This is a genomic window from Flavobacterium sp. FlaQc-49 (assembly GCF_044005985.1).
GTDB lineage: Bacteria > Bacteroidota > Bacteroidia > Flavobacteriales > Flavobacteriaceae > Flavobacterium > Flavobacterium cupriresistens.
Map to the genome: position 1 here is coordinate 104,394 of NZ_JBIPCS010000008.1, position 17,270 is coordinate 121,663.

At 35.4% G+C, this 17,270-nt stretch carries 14 protein-coding genes and 1 pseudogene; 9 read left to right on the forward strand and 6 right to left on the reverse strand.

What is annotated here, in order from left to right; genetic code table 11:
* Positions 1 to 49: 49 nt before the first annotated feature.
* On the reverse strand, positions 50 to 1,852 hold the full coding sequence (locus ACHRV3_RS16830; RefSeq protein ID WP_047777035.1) for a lysophospholipid acyltransferase family protein: 1,803 nt from the start codon (positions 1,850 to 1,852) through the stop codon (positions 50 to 52).
* A gap of 119 nt (positions 1,853 to 1,971) precedes the next feature.
* Here ACHRV3_RS16830 and ACHRV3_RS16835 point away from each other — a divergent pair, with 119 nt between their 5' ends.
* From ACHRV3_RS16835 to ACHRV3_RS16855, 5 genes and pseudogenes are all read left to right on the forward strand, one after another.
* Positions 1,972 to 2,733 (forward strand): exodeoxyribonuclease III, encoded by a 762-nt coding sequence (locus ACHRV3_RS16835; protein ID WP_047777036.1) that lies wholly within the window; start codon positions 1,972 to 1,974, stop codon positions 2,731 to 2,733.
* Between the two features lie 166 nt (positions 2,734 to 2,899).
* The gene (locus ACHRV3_RS16840) at positions 2,900 to 3,844 is read left to right on the forward strand and encodes an OmpA family protein (protein WP_395435455.1); all 945 of its coding nucleotides are present in this window, start codon (positions 2,900 to 2,902) and stop codon (positions 3,842 to 3,844) included.
* 165 nt (positions 3,845 to 4,009) lie between these two features.
* Entirely contained in the window at positions 4,010 to 4,261 is a 252-nt protein-coding gene (locus ACHRV3_RS16845; RefSeq protein WP_395435454.1) for a hypothetical protein, read from the forward strand.
* A gap of 52 nt (positions 4,262 to 4,313) precedes the next feature.
* A pseudogene (locus ACHRV3_RS16850) lies at positions 4,314 to 4,553 on the forward strand (type II toxin-antitoxin system RelE/ParE family toxin); the annotation flags it as partial.
* A gap of 272 nt (positions 4,554 to 4,825) precedes the next feature.
* The gene (locus ACHRV3_RS16855; RefSeq protein ID WP_395435453.1) at positions 4,826 to 5,863 is read left to right on the forward strand and encodes an NADP(H)-dependent aldo-keto reductase; all 1,038 of its coding nucleotides are present in this window, start codon (positions 4,826 to 4,828) and stop codon (positions 5,861 to 5,863) included.
* Positions 5,864 to 5,918: 55 nt separating this feature from the next.
* Here the strand turns inward: ACHRV3_RS16855 and ACHRV3_RS16860 are convergent, their stop codons facing one another.
* The 5 genes from ACHRV3_RS16860 to panC all read right to left on the reverse strand — a co-directional run bounded on the left by ACHRV3_RS16860 (position 5,919) and on the right by panC (position 11,864).
* Positions 5,919 to 7,883: a transglycosylase domain-containing protein gene (locus ACHRV3_RS16860; RefSeq protein WP_395435452.1), complete on the reverse strand. Its 1,965-nt coding sequence runs from the start codon at positions 7,881 to 7,883 to the stop codon at positions 5,919 to 5,921.
* A 19-nt stretch (positions 7,884 to 7,902) separates the two neighbouring features.
* Positions 7,903 to 9,264 (reverse strand): DNA repair protein RadA, encoded by a 1,362-nt coding sequence (gene radA / locus ACHRV3_RS16865; RefSeq protein ID WP_230003866.1) that lies wholly within the window; start codon positions 9,262 to 9,264, stop codon positions 7,903 to 7,905.
* Positions 9,265 to 9,267: 3 nt separating this feature from the next.
* Positions 9,268 to 10,419: an alpha/beta hydrolase gene (locus tag ACHRV3_RS16870; protein WP_047777046.1), complete on the reverse strand. Its 1,152-nt coding sequence runs from the start codon at positions 10,417 to 10,419 to the stop codon at positions 9,268 to 9,270.
* Positions 10,420 to 10,620: 201 nt separating this feature from the next.
* Positions 10,621 to 10,971, reverse strand: coding sequence for an aspartate 1-decarboxylase (panD, locus tag ACHRV3_RS16875; protein WP_047777048.1), 351 nt, complete (start codon positions 10,969 to 10,971; stop codon positions 10,621 to 10,623).
* Between the two features lie 14 nt (positions 10,972 to 10,985).
* Positions 10,986 to 11,864 carry a pantoate--beta-alanine ligase gene (gene panC, locus ACHRV3_RS16880; RefSeq protein WP_395435451.1) on the reverse strand — a complete coding sequence of 293 codons (879 nt, stop codon included), beginning with the start codon at positions 11,862 to 11,864 and terminating at the stop codon, positions 10,986 to 10,988.
* Positions 11,865 to 11,942: 78 nt separating this feature from the next.
* Between panC and ACHRV3_RS16885 the strand changes: the two genes are divergently transcribed.
* From ACHRV3_RS16885 to ACHRV3_RS16900, 4 genes are all read left to right on the forward strand, one after another.
* On the forward strand, positions 11,943 to 12,749 hold the full coding sequence (locus ACHRV3_RS16885; protein ID WP_230003861.1) for a glycogen/starch synthase: 807 nt from the start codon (positions 11,943 to 11,945) through the stop codon (positions 12,747 to 12,749).
* 21 nt (positions 12,750 to 12,770) lie between these two features.
* Positions 12,771 to 14,378 (forward strand): DUF4270 domain-containing protein, encoded by a 1,608-nt coding sequence (locus tag ACHRV3_RS16890; protein WP_395435450.1) that lies wholly within the window; start codon positions 12,771 to 12,773, stop codon positions 14,376 to 14,378.
* 9 nt (positions 14,379 to 14,387) lie between these two features.
* A complete protein-coding gene (gene glmS, locus ACHRV3_RS16895) occupies positions 14,388 to 16,238 on the forward strand; it encodes a glutamine--fructose-6-phosphate transaminase (isomerizing) (protein WP_230003857.1) in 1,851 nt (616 codons plus the stop codon).
* Between the two features lie 275 nt (positions 16,239 to 16,513).
* A complete protein-coding gene (locus ACHRV3_RS16900) occupies positions 16,514 to 16,981 on the forward strand; it encodes a hypothetical protein (RefSeq protein ID WP_395435449.1) in 468 nt (155 codons plus the stop codon).
* Positions 16,982 to 17,270 lie beyond the last annotated feature (289 nt).

The following is a 17,270-nucleotide window of genomic DNA, read 5'->3' on the forward strand; positions in this document are numbered from 1 at the left end:
AAAAAACCGTTTCAGTTCGAAACGGGTTTTGTTTATTTAGTGTAAAGCGCTAATCTTCTTTTTCAGATAATTTACGCTCTAATTCTATTTGAAACTCTTCAATAACGGGTTTCATAGTGCTTTCCGGAATATCGGCGATTCTGATGTACATTAAGCCGTCTACAGCATTGTTAAACAACGGATCAACGTTAAAAGCTACTACGCGGGCGTTTTGCTTGATGTATTTCTTAATTAAAACAGGTAAACGTAAATTCCCCGGTTCTAGTTCATCAATGATTTTATCAAATTTGTTTAAGTCAGATTCGGCTTCATCAAATATAAAATCTTTATCAGCATCTTTCAATTTAACCTTATAGGCTTTTTTCGGATGTATGTATTGCGCGATATATGGATCGTAATAGTTTGATTTCATAAACTCAATCATCAGCGATTTAGAGAAATCAGAAAATTGGTTACTGATACTTACCCCACCCAAAAGATATTTATGCTCAGGATAACGCAAAGTGGTATGAATAATTCCTTTCCACAACAAGAACAAAGGCATCGGTTTTTGTTGGTAATCTTTAATGATAAAAGCACGACCCATTTCGATCGATTTATGCATCATATCATGTAATTCCGGTTCAAATCGGAAAAGATCATTCAGATAAAAACCTTCAATACCGTATTTTGGATAAATTTCAGAACCCAATCCCATGCGGTAAGCACCGGCGATTCTTTTGGTATCATCATCCCACAAAAACATATGGTGGTAGTATTTGTCGTACTGGTCTAAGTCAATAGACTCATTGGTTCCTTCTCCAACTTCACGGAAAGTAATTTCACGTAAACGACCAATTTCATGCAGCACATTCGGAATTGCTTTCGCTCTGGCAAAAAACACTTCGTAATTCTTGCTTTGCAATAAACGGCAATCACTGGATCGCAATGCGTTTACTTCAGCAATCATGGCGCTTTCACTTGCGGGTGTCACGATTTTTTTAGGTGCTTTCGGTATTTTTAAACTTGCAGTATCTATTAATTTGCTATCCTTTTCGAAAGGATTAGCAAGCATATAGGTTTTCTTTCTTAAAAATTCGGAATATTCTTCAAACGATTCAATTTCGTTTTGTTCGTTTACAGAAATCGGTTTTCCAATACGTACTTTGATAACGCGATCTTTTTGCGTTAACAGTTCAGACGGTAATTTTGCTGTGCGCAAAGTATCATCGATTTTGGAAAGCCAATAAAATAATTTGCTGTTTTTAGCGTGAAAATAAATGGGAACAACCGGAACTTTTGCTTTTCTAATCAGCTTCAAAGCACCTTCTTCCCAAGGTTTATCTACGACTAATTTTCCATCTTTGTAAGTAGAAACTTCTCCTGCAGGGAAGATTCCCAAAGGCTTTCCGTCGCTTAAATGACGTAAAGTTTCTTTAATTCCAACCACACTTGATTTGGCATCCTTATGATTTTCAAAAGGATTTACAGGCATGATGTATTTTTTAAGAGGAACGATTCTGTGTAACAGGAAATTGGCGATAATCTTAAAATTAGGCTCTCTTTCAAGCATTAATTTCAACAACAAAATACCATCAATTCCTCCAAGTGGGTGATTTGAAATGGTAATATAGGCGCCGTCTTTTGGTAAACGCTTTAGATCTTCTTCAGGAATTTCAAATTTAATTTGCAATTCATCAAGAACTCCGTTTAAAAACGGAACATCCTCTAAATGTTTATTGTGGTCGTAGATCTTATTGAGGGTTGATATTTTTAGAACCTTCATAAGCATCCAACCCGAAAAAGTACCTAATACTCCGTACTTGTCAACATTTATTGCCTTTGCAACTTCTTTCGCGGTAACTAAACCCATGTACTATTTTTAATTTATTAGAGCAGCGAACAAAGATAACAAAAAACTCTACTTTTTGCTGTTTCAAACGCAAACTTTCCACTTTTTTATTACATTTGAAATCCTAAAATAAAACTGTAATGAAAATCATTTCTTATAATGTAAACGGAATCAGAGCCGCAATTTCAAAAGGATTTATCGATTGGTTGCAACAGGCCAATCCGGATGTTATTTGTCTTCAGGAAATAAAGGCAACACAAGAACAAATTCCGGTAGACGACATAACAGCAGCGGGTTACCCGTATCAGTACTATTATCCTGCGACAAAAAAAGGGTACAGTGGCGTGGCTATATTGTCTAAGATAAAGCCAAATAATGTCATTTACGGAACCGGAATTCATCATATGGATTTTGAAGGACGTAACCTTCGTGCTGATTTTGACGACTGTTCGGTGATGAGTTTGTATCTTCCGTCGGGAACAAATATTGAAAGATTAGACCATAAATTTATGTTTATGGATGATTTTCAAACGTATATAAACGAGTTAAAACTTACAATACCAAATTTGGTTATTTGTGGGGACTATAATATTTGTCACGAAGCGATAGATATTCATGATCCGGTTCGTAACAAAACCGTATCGGGATTTTTGCCGGCCGAACGTGCCTGGTTGGATACTTTTATGAAATCGGGTTTTGTGGACAGCTTCCGTCATTTCAATAAAGATCCGCATCATTATTCCTGGTGGAGTTATCGTGCAGGAGCCCGAGGCAATAATAAAGGCTGGCGTATCGATTATAATTTGGTAAGCGACTCCTTGCAACATAAATTAAAGCGTGCCGTTATCCTTCCGGATGCCGTGCACTCCGATCATTGCCCGGTTTTAGTAGAGATTGAGTAATCTTGGTATCGTTATTGTTATAAAAATTACGTTTTCAAGTGATGCCCCTGCTTTATGCTGTGGTTTTTCTTTGTTCGAAAGGACAAGTAAAAAGCACGGTTATCGTGGAGCTTCAGTAAACAAGATGTTTTAAATTAGTAAACGCCTCAAATAAAAATTAAATAAAATGATTAAAAAAGCCTCAATCGGATTGCTAGTATTAGCCTTATCTACAACTTCTTGTGTCTCTAAGAAAATTTACAACGATCTGGAATCTAAGTATTCAGATCTAAAAAAAGAAAATCGTTCTGTTAGTGATGAAAATGCAGATTTAAAGAAAGCAAAAAATCAGTTAGAATTAGACCGTGATAAATTAACTAAAGATTTAGCAGGTACCAAAGCCGATCTTGAAAAACAAAAAGCGGATCTGGCTGCAGAACAAAAAAAATACAAAGTGTTACAGGATTCGTACAATGCACTTGAAAAAAACAGCAATGATGCTTTGGAAAGCAACATGAATAAAAACCGCGAATTGTTGGCACAACTAGAAGCAAAATCAAAAAAATTAGCCGAAGAACAAGCGCGTTTAGACAAAACTGCAAGCCGCTTAAATGAACTTGAAGCTATGATTGCTGCCAAAGAAGCCGCAATGAAAAAACTAAAAGATACCTTGTCTAAAGCTTTAAACGGTTTTGAAGGAAAAGGTCTGACAGTAGAACAGAAGAACGGAAAAGTATACGTTTCTATGGAAAATAAATTACTTTTCAATTCAGGAAGCTGGGCTGTTGGAGTAGAAGGTAGAAAAGCGGTTGTTGAATTAGGTAAAGTATTAGGTGATAATCCCGATCTTTCGGTTCTTATTGAAGGACATACTGATGATGATCCATATGTAGGTTCAGGGCCAATTACAAACAACTGGGACCTATCGACAAAAAGAGCAACTGCAATTGTGGCTATTTTGACTGAAAATGAAAAAATCAATAAGCAAAAATTAACGGCTGCCGGACGTAGTGAGTTTTCTCCTCTTGCCAGTAATGCGACTCCGGAAGGAAAAGCGAAGAACCGTAGAATTGAGATCATCTTAACACCAAGATTAGATGAAATCGCAGAGATGCTGAATAGTATTAATTAAGTTGCTAAGGTTCTGAGTTGCTGAGACTCTAAGATTTATATGCAAAAGGCTCAAGGATTTTCTTTGGGCCTTTTGTCATTTCAATGAAAACTTAAAGTTATAGTTTTTCAATAGCTTAGATAAATTATAGTTTTTCGTAACTTTGATTTTTTAAAACCTAAAATTATGGGACTTCCGGAATTAAAAGATAAGATAAGACTTCAGTTGGATTTGGCAGATGAAAGAGTGTTGCGAATTGTATCTTCTGTTTTTGATAATTATTTAAACGAAGTTGTTTCGTATGATGCAAAAGGATACCCTGTATCATTATCTGAATACCATAATAAAGTTGAAGAGGGACTAGATGATGTCAAGTATAATCGAATAGTCTCAAAAGAAAATTTATCAAAAGAAATGGAAGATTGGGATAATGGATAATGTTATGCCTGAAGTTTTTTGGACAGATAATGCCAAGTAAGACCTAAAAGAGGTTTATTCTCAACTAAAAGAAAGATATTCAAAAGAAATTGCTTTAAAAATCAGAGGTGAATTGTTTAATAGTACTGATAATATAATTTTTTTAGAGCAATTTCAATTAGATGAATATCGATTAGACTGCAGAAGAATTATTGTTAGAAATTATAAAATTTTATATCAGATTAAGGAAAATTCTGTTTTTGTAATTAGGATTTTTAATTCAATACAGAATCCATTAAAAAGCCTGAAATGACTGAAGTAGTTTAGGTTTTGATATGCTGAGACTCTAAGATTTATATCAAAAAGACTCAAGGTGAAATCTTGAGCCTTTTATCGTTTCAAATAGAAAAACTCAGCACCTTAGCAACTCAGCACCTCAGCACCTTTAAAAAAAAGTGTAACTTTTTTTTAACTTTTGTCCTACTCCCCATTGCTAATTCCCTTTGTATATTTGAAGTCTTATAATTCAGAACAGGCAATCTCAGAGCCTCAGAAACTTAGTAACTTAGAACCTCAAGAAAAAAAATGAAATACACAACGTTACCGCACACCGATATAAAAGTTAGTAAAATCAATCTTGGTACAATGACTTTTGGTCAGCAAAACACAGAAGCCGAGGGACATGCTCAAATGGATTACGCACTCGAAAGAGGAGTGAATTTTTTTGATACTGCCGAAATGTATTCGGTTCCGGCGCGTCAGGAAACTTATGGAAGTACCGAAAAAGTCATTGGTTCCTGGTTTAAAAAATCAGGCAATCGTGATAAAGTAGTTTTGGCTAGCAAAATTGCAGGTCCAAATCCGGGTTTCACCTATATGAGAGATCAATTAGATTTCTCGCCTGCTAGTATTAAATATGCGGTAGAAAATAGCTTAAAACGCCTTCAGACCGACTATATCGACTTGTACCAAATGCATTGGCCGGAACGAAAAACCAATTATTTTGGGCAACGTGCTTTTAACGGTCATGATGATGTTTGGGAAGATAACTTCAGAGAAATTCTGGAGACTTTTGATGTATTGATCAAAGAAGGAAAAATAAAACACATTGGAGTTTCTAATGAAAATGCGTGGGGAATGATGCGTTTGCTGGAAGAAAGTAAATACAATAATCTGCCAAGAATCAAAACCGTTCAAAATCCGTATTCGTTATTGAATCGTCTTTTTGAGGTGGGTTCTGCTGAAGTTTCAAAATATGAAAATATCGGTTTATTGGCTTACTCTCCTTTGGCGTTTGGTGTATTGACCGGTAAATTCTTAACCGGAGAAGAACATCCAAATGCAAGAATCAAACTTTTCCCGCAATACACGCGCTATAACAGTGAGCAATGTACACAGGCTACCCGTTTGTATCAGGAAATTGCACACAAACACGGTTTAACTCTGACTCAATTGGCAATGGGATTTGTGTTACAACAGCCATTTTTGACCAGTGCGATTATTGGAGCTACAACTTTGGAACAATTAAAAGAAAACATCGATACAATTGATGTGGTGCTTTCCAAAGAAATTATTGCTGAAATTAATGAAGTTCAGGCAATAATTCCCGATCCGGCACCGTAATATAAAACTAAACCCGACAGGTTTCAAAAACCTGTCGGGCTTAATTGTATAATTTTTAAAGATCAAATTCGTCATCTACTGATAAAGAATCAACAGGAACCGCTGTTGAATCCGGTGCTTTAATTCGCAATAACGAACGGGCATTTCCGGATATATAAACCGGTAATTGTCCAATAGTATCTTCGGGAATTAAAAGACCCCTGCGAAACATCAAATTCCGTAAGAATTTCTGATTCTTTATGGCGTAGTCTTTCAAATTACCCTGGTCATTAAACTGGTACATGAATTTTCGTGGTTTAGGAATAATCGTCGCTAAATATAAACATTCATCAACATTTAAAGCCGACGGACTTTTCTGGAAATAAAAATGACTCGCCTCTCCAATTCCGTATACGTTAGGTCCCCATTCGATAATGTTGAAATACACTTCGAGCATTCTTTCTTTGCTTGCGATGCGGTTATTTTCTAAGATATAAACCAATAAAATTTCTTCAAGTTTGCGTGAAAGGGTTTTTTCACGCGTCAAAAAGACATTTTTAATCAGCTGCATGCTGATGGTGCTGGCGCCACGCGAGAATTTTTTGGTTCGGATGTTTTTTAGAATCGATTGTTTAAACGCTTCATTGATAAAGCCACGATGCGAAAAGAACGAAGGGTCTTCCGTCGTTAAAACACATTTCCTTAAATAAGGCGAAATCTGGTCTAAAGGTGTGTAATTTGGATTTCCATTTCCAACTAAAACCGGACGCTGCATTACATTTTGAATAATAGCGCGATATACAAATTCACCATTTAATTTATTCAAGTCAGCCTCCCCATACTTTGTAATTCTTAAATCTTCTTTGTTTAGTTTACTGTCAAAAACCAGCGTGTTAGGTTTGTTTTTGTTGAATTTGAAATCTAGTTTGTAATCAAAATTCCCTGTTGCTTCCATTCCCTGAAAATGAGTAAACAATCCATCGGGAAGCGAGACAATAAAATCCTGCGCTTTCATTTTCGGAATAGCAACTTTTAAGGTGTAGATGGTATCTGATTCTGTATTATAAGAAACATATGGACGCACTTTTATTTTGTTCAACTGCATGGTCGAAGTACTGTCGATCGAGATAAAATCATTACCCAATAAGAAACGATAGTCAAAACGCGCATTTTTAATCACTACATCCTTGCTGGCGATTTTAGGGTGATTTATTTTTAGATTTGAAATCGAAGTGTAACCGTCAATGTGCAATTCGCTTCCGCTTTTCTCAATGTTTTCTACATTCAGACGTATAGAATCAAAACTCGCTTTTAGATTATAACGTTCATCCAAATACGGAACTTTTATAGCGCCGGTGTCTAAATTGAAAAAACGAATGTCTGCTTTTTTGTTTCTTGGATCAGCAAATCCTTTTATGTTCCAACGCTGGTCAAAATCTTTGCTTTGTACATGGAGATTGGTTTCGAGTTGTTTGTTGTTTAAAACGAGTTTATTTATGGCAACAGACGTTTTTTTGCCATTGTCGTCAATCTTAAAAATCAGGTTTTCCAATTTCATATCCGTAGGAACCAAATTCAGCAATTTGGAGATAATACGATAAGCAAAAGTAGCATACTTGCGTTTTTCGTTTTTATCGGTATCGGAAGGGTCTTTTTTAAGAAACGCATCAAAGTTGCGGATTTTTCCTTTTTTGACCAATTGAATGTATCCGTTATCTATTTTTAAAGTGCCAACCTGAACGTCACCAATTAATAAATTAGACAAGCTAACGCTGGTTTCTATTTTTTGAATATGAAAAAGAGTGTCCGCATTTTTTGGAGCCAGAATCACATCCGTCAATTTAATGCCGGATAAACCTTCAAAAGAAGCAGATTTTACAGAAAAAGTACTGTTGTATTCCACATTCATTTTGCGGGTTACTTTTGCAATGGCTTGTTTTAAAAGCGAATCACGGAAAAAGTAAAATCCTAAAAAAAGCACTGCTAATACCAGGGCTAGTATTAAGAGTGCTTTTTTTATTTTTTGTTTTGGAAATTTCATAAAGTAGGTTTATAGAAAATTAACCAAAAAGAATACTGGCTACATCTTCAATTTTAGCCACGAGTTCAATTTTGATTCCTGTGTTTTTTAAGGCAATTTTATTGTATTTGGAAACAAAGATAGTATTGAAACCTAATTTTTCGGCTTCCTGAATTCTTTGATCTACCCGATTTACCGGACGAATTTCTCCCGATAAGCCAACTTCACCTGCAAAACAAAATCCTTTTGTTACCGGAATATCTTCGTTTGAAGACAAGATGGCTGCAACGACCGCTAAGTCAATCGCGGGATCATCTACAGAAATTCCTCCCGTTACATTGAGGAAAACGTCTTTAGCGCCTAAACGAAATCCGGCTCTTTTTTCTAAAACGGCCAGAATCATGTTTAATCTTTTGGCGTTATAACCGGTTGTGCTTCGTTGTGGAGTTCCGTAAACTGCCGTACTTACAAGCGATTGTATTTCGATCATCAACGGGCGCATGCCTTCAAGAGTGCTGGCAATCGCAGTTCCCGATAATTCTTCGTCTTTATGTGAAATTAATATTTCTGATGGGTTGCTTACTTCCCGTAAACCACTTCCTAACATTTCGTAAATCCCCAGTTCGGCTGTTGATCCGAAACGGTTTTTTAACGAACGTAAAATTCGATACACATGATTTCGGTCGCCTTCAAATTGTAAAACGGTATCGACCATATGCTCCAGGATTTTTGGACCTGCAATGTTTCCGTCTTTCGTTATATGTCCAATCAGAATAACCGGAATGTTGGTTTCTTTGGCAAACTTGATCAGTTCGGCAGTGGTTTCTCTAATCTGAGAGATACTTCCGGCAGTTGATTCGATATAATCCGTATGTAAAGTCTGAATCGAGTCAATAATAACAATTTCAGGTGCCATCGCTTCGATCTGTTTGAAGATGTTCTGCGTTTTGGTCTCGGTCAATATATAACAGTTGTCACTATCCGGCGTGATTCTTTCGGCACGCATTTTTATTTGTTTCTGACTTTCTTCACCGGAAACGTATAGTGTTTTATAAGGTAATTTTAGGGAGATCTGAAGTAAAAGTGTACTCTTTCCAATTCCGGGCTCTCCTCCCAAAAGTGTTAAAGAACCAGGAACAAGACCACCGCCAAGAACACGGTTAAGTTCTCCGTCGGTTGTATTCATTCGAATCTCCTGAGCCGAATCAATTTCATTAATCTTTAACGGACGTGGTGCTTTACCCGTTGGAGTGGGTTCGCTCTTCCAGGCTACTTTTTCCTGTTTTTGAATAATTTCCTCGGCTATAGTATTCCATTCTTTGCAGGCATTACATTGTCCTTGCCATTTGGCATATTGAGTTCCGCAGTTCTGGCAAAAAAAAGAAGTTTTAACTTTTGACATTAGTTATGGTTTTTTTGAAAGCGTATTCATTTCGTCAATTTTCTCATACATCACATCCTTATTCAAATCTCCAATAGGCTCCATTTGGGAAGCATTTTGGTATTTTTTTGAGGCTCTTTTCGGGTCACCCATTTTTTCGTACATCAATCCTAGCTCGTATTCACCCAACATTGCTTTAGGATAATTGACATTTCCGATTTCTGCCATTTTGCCTAATTCGTCGTAAGCATTCTTTTTTAATATAATGTTCTCAATTACTTTAAAGTCGGTCATTCTAACCGGAATCTGGACTCCTAAAACTTTAGACATTTCATTGTACTTGTTTTCCAGGTAATCGGCGTAACCAGTTTCGAGGATTGCAATTTTGTTGTTGTATTCGTCTGAGTTTATCGGTCTGTAAGCCTCAAAAATTTGATATAACGCACTTGGTATCGAATGCAGAACTTCGGTGTAATGAGTGGTATTTTTAAAAAGATCGTATTTGTAATTTATCAACGGATTATTGGCAATTTTAATGTTGCCATCTAATTTCTCTATTGGTTCTTTGATCTTTTTGATATCACCGTCGGCTACCGAAAGATAGTAAAAGAATGGTGTTTTTAGTTTTGCTAGTTGTTCCGGAATTCGAACTTCCATTTTAGGAGCAAGTTCTGGACTTAAACAAATATAGGCATTAAAAAGAGGTTGTTCTTTGTACAAATAAAAATTGATAAAACTGGCTGTTGTATCATGTCCGGCAATAAGTCTGAAAGGAGAGGTGCGGTATTTTTTTTCAATATAAGGAACTAATTCAGCGCCAATAAATTCAAAAAAATCAGCTCCCTTTTCAAAAGGCAATCCGGTGTTTTGATCAATAGTAGTATCGTCGTAGCGTTCGCCATCTTTGTTTTGATGAACACCAATAATAATCATTTCGGGTAAATCGTCCCAATAAACACCATAATTTACAGCTCCTGAGAACGGATCAAATAAATAATCGCCGTCTAATAAGTATAAAACCGGGTATTTTTTTTCGGGATTAGCTTCGTAAGAGGCAGGAAGTCCGATAGTGATTCTTCTTTCTTCTCCCAGTTTCTCTGATTTGATGTTGTCAAACTTTTTCTGAGAGAAAACAGAAATTGAAATTAACGTAAGTAGTAGGTAAACTTTTTTCATGATTTGGGGCATTTCAGTGAATTAAAAAGTATTGAAATAGTGTAGCAATATAACATTTTATTTGCTTTTTTAGTATTTCGGAATTCTAAAAACGGTAATGCCTTAATTATCACTTACTATTTACTTTGGATAGGGGTAAAAGAATTCCTCTCTGATAAAAAAAATATCAAATGCTGAAGAAATACGGTGTAAAAGAAAAGCTTAGGTTAGCGAATTATCGTTTTCATTAGGGAAAATGATCCACGGTTTGAAGGTTTTAGCTTCTTCAAATTCCAGGGTTGCATAAGATATGATGATGATGATATCGTCTTTTTGAACTTTTCTGGCTGCAGGACCATTCAGGGTAATATCACCTGAATTTCGTTCTCCTTTAATAGCATAAGTTTCAAAGCGTTCGCCATTATTGATATTTACAATAGCTACTTTTTCGCCTTCAATAATGTTTGAAGCTTCCAGTAGTGTTTCGTCAATAGTAATACTGCCAATATAATTTAAATCGGCTCCCGTTACTTTCACACGGTGAATTTTGGATTTTATAACTTGAATTTGCATGGTGCAAAGGTAATTTAATTTAATGAAATGGTGTCAATCAGTCTTATAGAATTAACAAATACCGCTATAAACGCACGGTAGTTTTTGTCTTTATTTCTGTGGTCGATAGGTAATAAGGTAGCTTCATCAGCAATAACAAAATATTCTAAGGTAAACCGCTCATTGTTTTGGAAAGATTCTTCAACAAAGGCAATAGTTTCCTCGGGAGTACTGGTTTGAAAAAGTTCTTTAGCAGCTGTCAAAGTTTTGTAAATTAGGGCAGCTTCTTTTCTTTCTTCCGGTGTTAAACGTTCATTTCGGGAGCTCATTGCAAGTTGATTGTCTTCTCTGAAAATAGGACAACCAACAACATTTACCGGCATATTGTTTTTTTCTACCATTTTTTTGACGATTTGCAATTGCTGAAAATCTTTCTCTCCAAAATAAGCATTTGTCGGGGTTACAATTTCGAACAAGCGTTTTACAATTGTTCCGACTCCATCAAAATGTCCGGGTCTGAATTTTCCTTCCATTTGATTTTCTAATCCGTCGAAATCAAAATGCTGAGAAACCGTATCGCCTTCATAAATATCCTCTACAGACGGAGCATATAGAATTATTTTGTCGCTCAGAACACGCATTTTTTTGACGTCTTCTTCGAGAGTTCTAGGATATTTTGCCAAATCTTCAGGATTGTTAAACTGAGTTGGATTTACGAAAATACTAACTACAGTATCGTCGTTTTCTTTAAGAGATCTCTGCATTAAAGCCAGATGCCCCTGGTGTAAAGCGCCCATTGTTGGTACAAATCCGATGGTCGAATTTGTGGTTTTGATAGTTTTTAAATAGGCTATCAAAGCTACTTTACCGTAGAAAATATGCATGTCGGTATTATTAAAATTTAGTGCAAACATAATATATTAGTTAATAACTGCATAAAATTTTGTAATTTTGCAACGTTTTTATTACCAAAAATTAAGTAAAATACTATTATGAAAGATAAGAGGATATTATATGTATCATCTGAAGTCGTGCCTTATTTGGCTGAAAATGAGGTTTCTTTAATGTCTTATGACGTGCCGAAAATGATTAATGATCAAGGCGGTCAGATAAGAATTTTCATGCCAAGATATGGAAACATCAACGAAAGAAGACATCAGTTACACGAAGTAATTAGACTTTCAGGAATGAATTTGGTAGTGAATGATTTGGATATGCCATTGATTATTAAAGTTGCCTCAATTCCTAAAGAAAGAATTCAGGTCTATTTTATAGATAATGATGAGTATTTTAAACGTAAAGCAACTTTTGCTGACGAAGAAGGGGTTTTGTATCCTGATAATGATGAGAGAGCGATCTTTTTTGCCAAAGGAGTTGTAGAAACCGTAAAAAAACTCAATTGGGTTCCTGATATTATTCATGTTCATGGTTGGTTAGCCGCTATGCTTCCAATTTATATGAAACATTATTACAAAAATGAAGCATTGTTTTCTGAAACTAAAATTGTGACTTCTGTTTACGGACAGTCATTTGATGAAAATTTAGATTTGGAAATGATTAACAAGGTGAAATTTGATGGTGTGCCACACGAATCAGTAGCTGATTTGGAAACACCAAATTATGAGAATATTTTAAAGGCCAGTATATTGCATTCTGATGCTGTCATTATTGCATCACCGAACGTATCTTCAAGTTTAACAAAATTTATAGAATCTTCAGGAAAACCTTTTTTACCTTTCGCCACGAAAGATGCATTCGCTGATGCGTATACAAATTTCTACAAAAGTATGGGTCTTTAAATTTTAACATTATTATAAAACATGTATAATACTTCTTTTTTTAAGAAAACGCTATTAATTGCATCAGTTGTTCTTTTATATTCTTGTGACAAAGATTTTAACGCCATTGGCGACGATTTGATTGGAGATAATCATTTCGGATTAGAATCTGAAAAATACGATGTTGTGGCTTACGATCAGGAAATTAGTCCGATTCAGTCAAATGCATTCACAAATAGTGCTTTAGGTATTTATAACGATGGTGTTTTTGGAGAGCGAACAGCGAGTTATGCTACTCAGGTTGCACTTGAGAGTTACGCTCCGACTATTAGTAAGGATCCTAATCCGGAAGTTGAAACTGTAACACTATCTATCCCTTATTTTAGCCATGCGACAAGTACTAATAATGGTGTAACGACTTATGTGTTAGATTCTATTTATGGTAAACCCGGAGAAAAGTTTAAATTAAGTGTTTATGAATCAGGTGTTCAAATGCGTTCTTCTTATTTTGATAACGGATCTCAGTTTGCACAGTTGTACTATACGGATCAAAATGCTGATTTTAACACATTTAAAGATCAGGTGAATAGCGGTAAACTTTTGAATGATAGTGGCGATAAGTCACAAAATGCGGAGTTCTTTTTTGATTCATCTGAGCGTTCTGATGATGTAAGAGACCCGACGACGGGTGTGATAACTACAACTAAAGCTATTCCCCAAATGCGTCTGAATTTGAATAAGGAATTTTTTAAAACTAAAATTTTAAAAGCGACTGCTGCAAATCTTTCTTCGCAAGATGTGTTTCAACAGTATTTTAAAGGCTTGTATTTTAAAGTTGAAAAAGCAGTCGGTAGTCCTGGAAATATGGCTTTGTTGAATTTTGCGCAAGGGAAAATTACGATAAAATACAAAGTGAAAACGGATAGCACTACGGATCCGGAAGCTACAACAGAGGATAAATCTATGGTTATTAACCTAAGTGGTGCAACAGCAAGTTTGTTGAATGATGCTAAGGTACCGACTTATCAAAGCGCATTAGATTCAAAAAATGAAATTCTTGGCGATGAATCTCTTTATTTAAAAGGAGGTCAGGGATCACTCGCTATTATTGAGCTTAAGGATTTTGGTTCAAACTTAAAAGATATTAGAGAAAAAAAATGGATGGTTAATGAAGCTAATTTAGTTTTTCATATTGACTCAGAGAAGATGCTTGGAATACCGGATGCAACAGCTGGTACTCGTGAACCTAAAAGAATTTATTTGTATGATTTAACAAATAACACCCCTATTTTAGACTATTTAACAGATGCTACCGGTAGTGGAGCAGCGATGGGGAAAGTAGTGTATAGTGGTATAATTAATGTTGATCCTACCAGTAAAAAGGGAACTACTTATAAAATCAGGCTAACAAATCATATTCGAAATATTATAAGAAACACTACGGCAGTTAATGTTAAATTGGGCTTGGTGGTTACCGGAGATATAAGTACGGCCGGTTCAAATAAATTGAAATTGAAAAATAATTTTATTACTGATGCGCCAAAAGCATCCGTTATAAGTCCGTTAGGAACAGTATTGTTTGGAGGAACATCCACGGTTCCTGAGGCTAAAAGGTTGAGGCTTGAAGTTTACTACACGAAACCAAATTAATAAATATATATGTGTGGAATTGTTGGATATATAGGTCATAGAGAGGCGTATCCTATTATTATTAAGGGATTAAAACGACTCGAATACAGAGGATATGATAGTGCCGGGGTTATGTTGTATGACGGCCAGGATAGCATAAAACTTTGTAAAACAAAAGGTAAGGTTTCAGATCTTGAAGCTAAGACTAAAGAAGGATTTAGTACAAACGGAACTATAGGAATCGGACATACCCGTTGGGCAACTCATGGGGTGCCAAATGATGTGAATTCGCACCCACATCTTTCTAATTCCGGAGAATTGGTAATTATTCATAATGGAATTATTGAGAATTATGCACCTCTTAAAGAAGAATTAATAAAAAGAGGCTATACTTTTAAATCAGATACGGATACAGAAGTGTTGGTAAATCTGATTGAAGAAGTGCAGAAAAATGAAGGTATCAAACTTGGTAAAGCAGTTCAGATTGCTTTAAATCAGGTTGTGGGTGCTTACGCAATTGCGGTTTTTGATAAAAAGAATCCAAATGAAATTGTGGCGGCAAGACTAGGTAGCCCTTTGGCTATTGGTGTTGGAGAAGGTGAATTTTTTATTGCTTCTGATGCATCTCCTTTTATTGAGTATACGTCAAATGCAATTTATCTTGAGGATGGTGAAATGGCAAACATCAGATTGCATAAACCACTTAAAGTTAGAAAAATAAAGGATGATTCTTTGGTTGATCCTTACATTCAGCAGCTTCAGATGAATTTGGAGCAGATTGAAAAAGGAGGCTATGATCACTTTATGTTAAAAGAGATCTACGAGCAACCAAGTGTAATTAAGGATACATACAGAGGAAGACTTCATGCAAATGAAGGAATTGTTCAGATGGCTGGTGTTGAGGATAATATTGAGAAATTCTTAAATGCAAAGCGTATTTTAATCGTGGCTTGTGGAACTTCTTGGCATGCCGGTTTAGTGGCTGAGTATATCTTTGAAGAATTCACTCGTATTCCGGTTGAAGTAGAATATGCTTCTGAATTCAGATACCGTAATCCGATTATCAATAAAGATGATGTGGTAATCGCTATTTCTCAATCAGGAGAAACGGCTGATACTATGGCGGCTATTAAATTAGCAAAAGAAAACGGTGCTTTTGTATTCGGAGTTTGTAATGTGGTAGGTTCTTCTATTTCAAGAGAAAGCCATGCAGGTGCTTATACACACGCAGGTCCTGAAATTGGAGTAGCTTCAACTAAGGCATTTACAACTCAGATTACGGTTTTAACAATGATTGCTTTGCGATTAGGTAAAGCTAAAGGAACTTTATCAAATAGTGATTTTCATGCCTACTTACAGGAATTAGAGATAATCCCAGAGAAAGTAGCCGAAGCATTAGAAACAAACGATCGTGCAAAGGAGATTGCAGCAGCTTTTAAAGATGCTCCAAACTGTTTGTATTTAGGTCGTGGGTATAATTTCCCTGTAGCGCTTGAAGGTGCTTTAAAACTTAAAGAGATCTCTTATATTCATGCAGAAGGATATCCGGCGGCAGAAATGAAGCACGGTCCAATTGCCTTGATTGATGAGCATATGCCGGTAATTGTAATTGCACCTAAACAAGGTCATTATGATAAGATCGTAAGCAACATCCAGGAAATTAAATCACGTAGTGGTAAAATTATCGCTGTTGTGACCAAAGGGGATACTCAGGTTCGCGAATTAGCGGATTATGTGATCGAAATTCCGGAAACTTCGGATGCTTTATCTCCGCTAATTACTACTATACCATTGCAGTTACTTTCGTACTATATTGCAGTAATGAGAGGGTGTAATGTAGATCAGCCACGTAATTTGGCAAAATCAGTTACAGTAGAATAGATACTAAAAACATATAGATTTTAGAAAAGCGAGATTTAGGTCTCGCTTTTTTTGTGGCAAACTTTTGTCGCATTTTTTTGTTTTCTTTTTGATTAATATAATGTCTCGGAGTATTTAGGTTTTTAATTATTATCTGGTCATCATGCTGTATAATAAGAGAGGTTGAAATAATTAAAATAAGAACTGGTGATGCCTTAGGTGAGTTCGGAAATGTTTAAAAAAGTGTAGGTTTTGTAAGGAATTAAGTCGGGAAGTTTGTTAGTTTAGAAAAGTACATGTCAAAAGATAGTTATATAAATGCAAAGAATGCTATAAGTAAGGTAATTGATATTGCGATTTATTGTTTTAGAAATTATACACCTAATGAGTGGGACACTAAAACATTAGATGTTTTTGTAGAAGCTTATTTAGAATGTAGAGAAAGAGCTTTAAACCCGGAACCACGATATGAGACTTTGAAGAGTTTGAAATATGTGATTAATGATGTGTTTATATACTTTCAAGAAGGTGGTGGTAATTGTGTTGAGGAATTTTGGAAAGAAATAAAAAAGCAAAACTTGCCTTATAAACGAGAGAATAAGGTGGTGAAGATCCTAAAGCGAAAAAAGATTAATAACATTCGTGAATATGATTTTGTAATAGATGTGATTGTACCTTACCAGCAAGAAGGATTGATTAATAGTGAGGAAGTGACATTGTTAAATGAGTTAATAGGTAAATTTGAAAGGTTAGGAAAAAAATAAAGAGCGCGCATGATAATGTTGATCAACTACGTAACCTAACAAAATCAGTTACAATAGAATAAAAGATTAAAATATATTAAATGTTAAAAAAGCGAGATTTAGGTCTCGCTTTTTTTTATTATCAGATTTTTTTTCTGAACGGTGTATTTTTAGTAAATCCGTAATTTTTCCTTCAAAAATAATATGTGTGCATAGTAATTGTTTTGCATAAGGTTTATTATTTGATTTTAATTTAATAAAAGGCATTGCTAAATCGTCATAATTATCAATTAAAACATGTCGAATATCA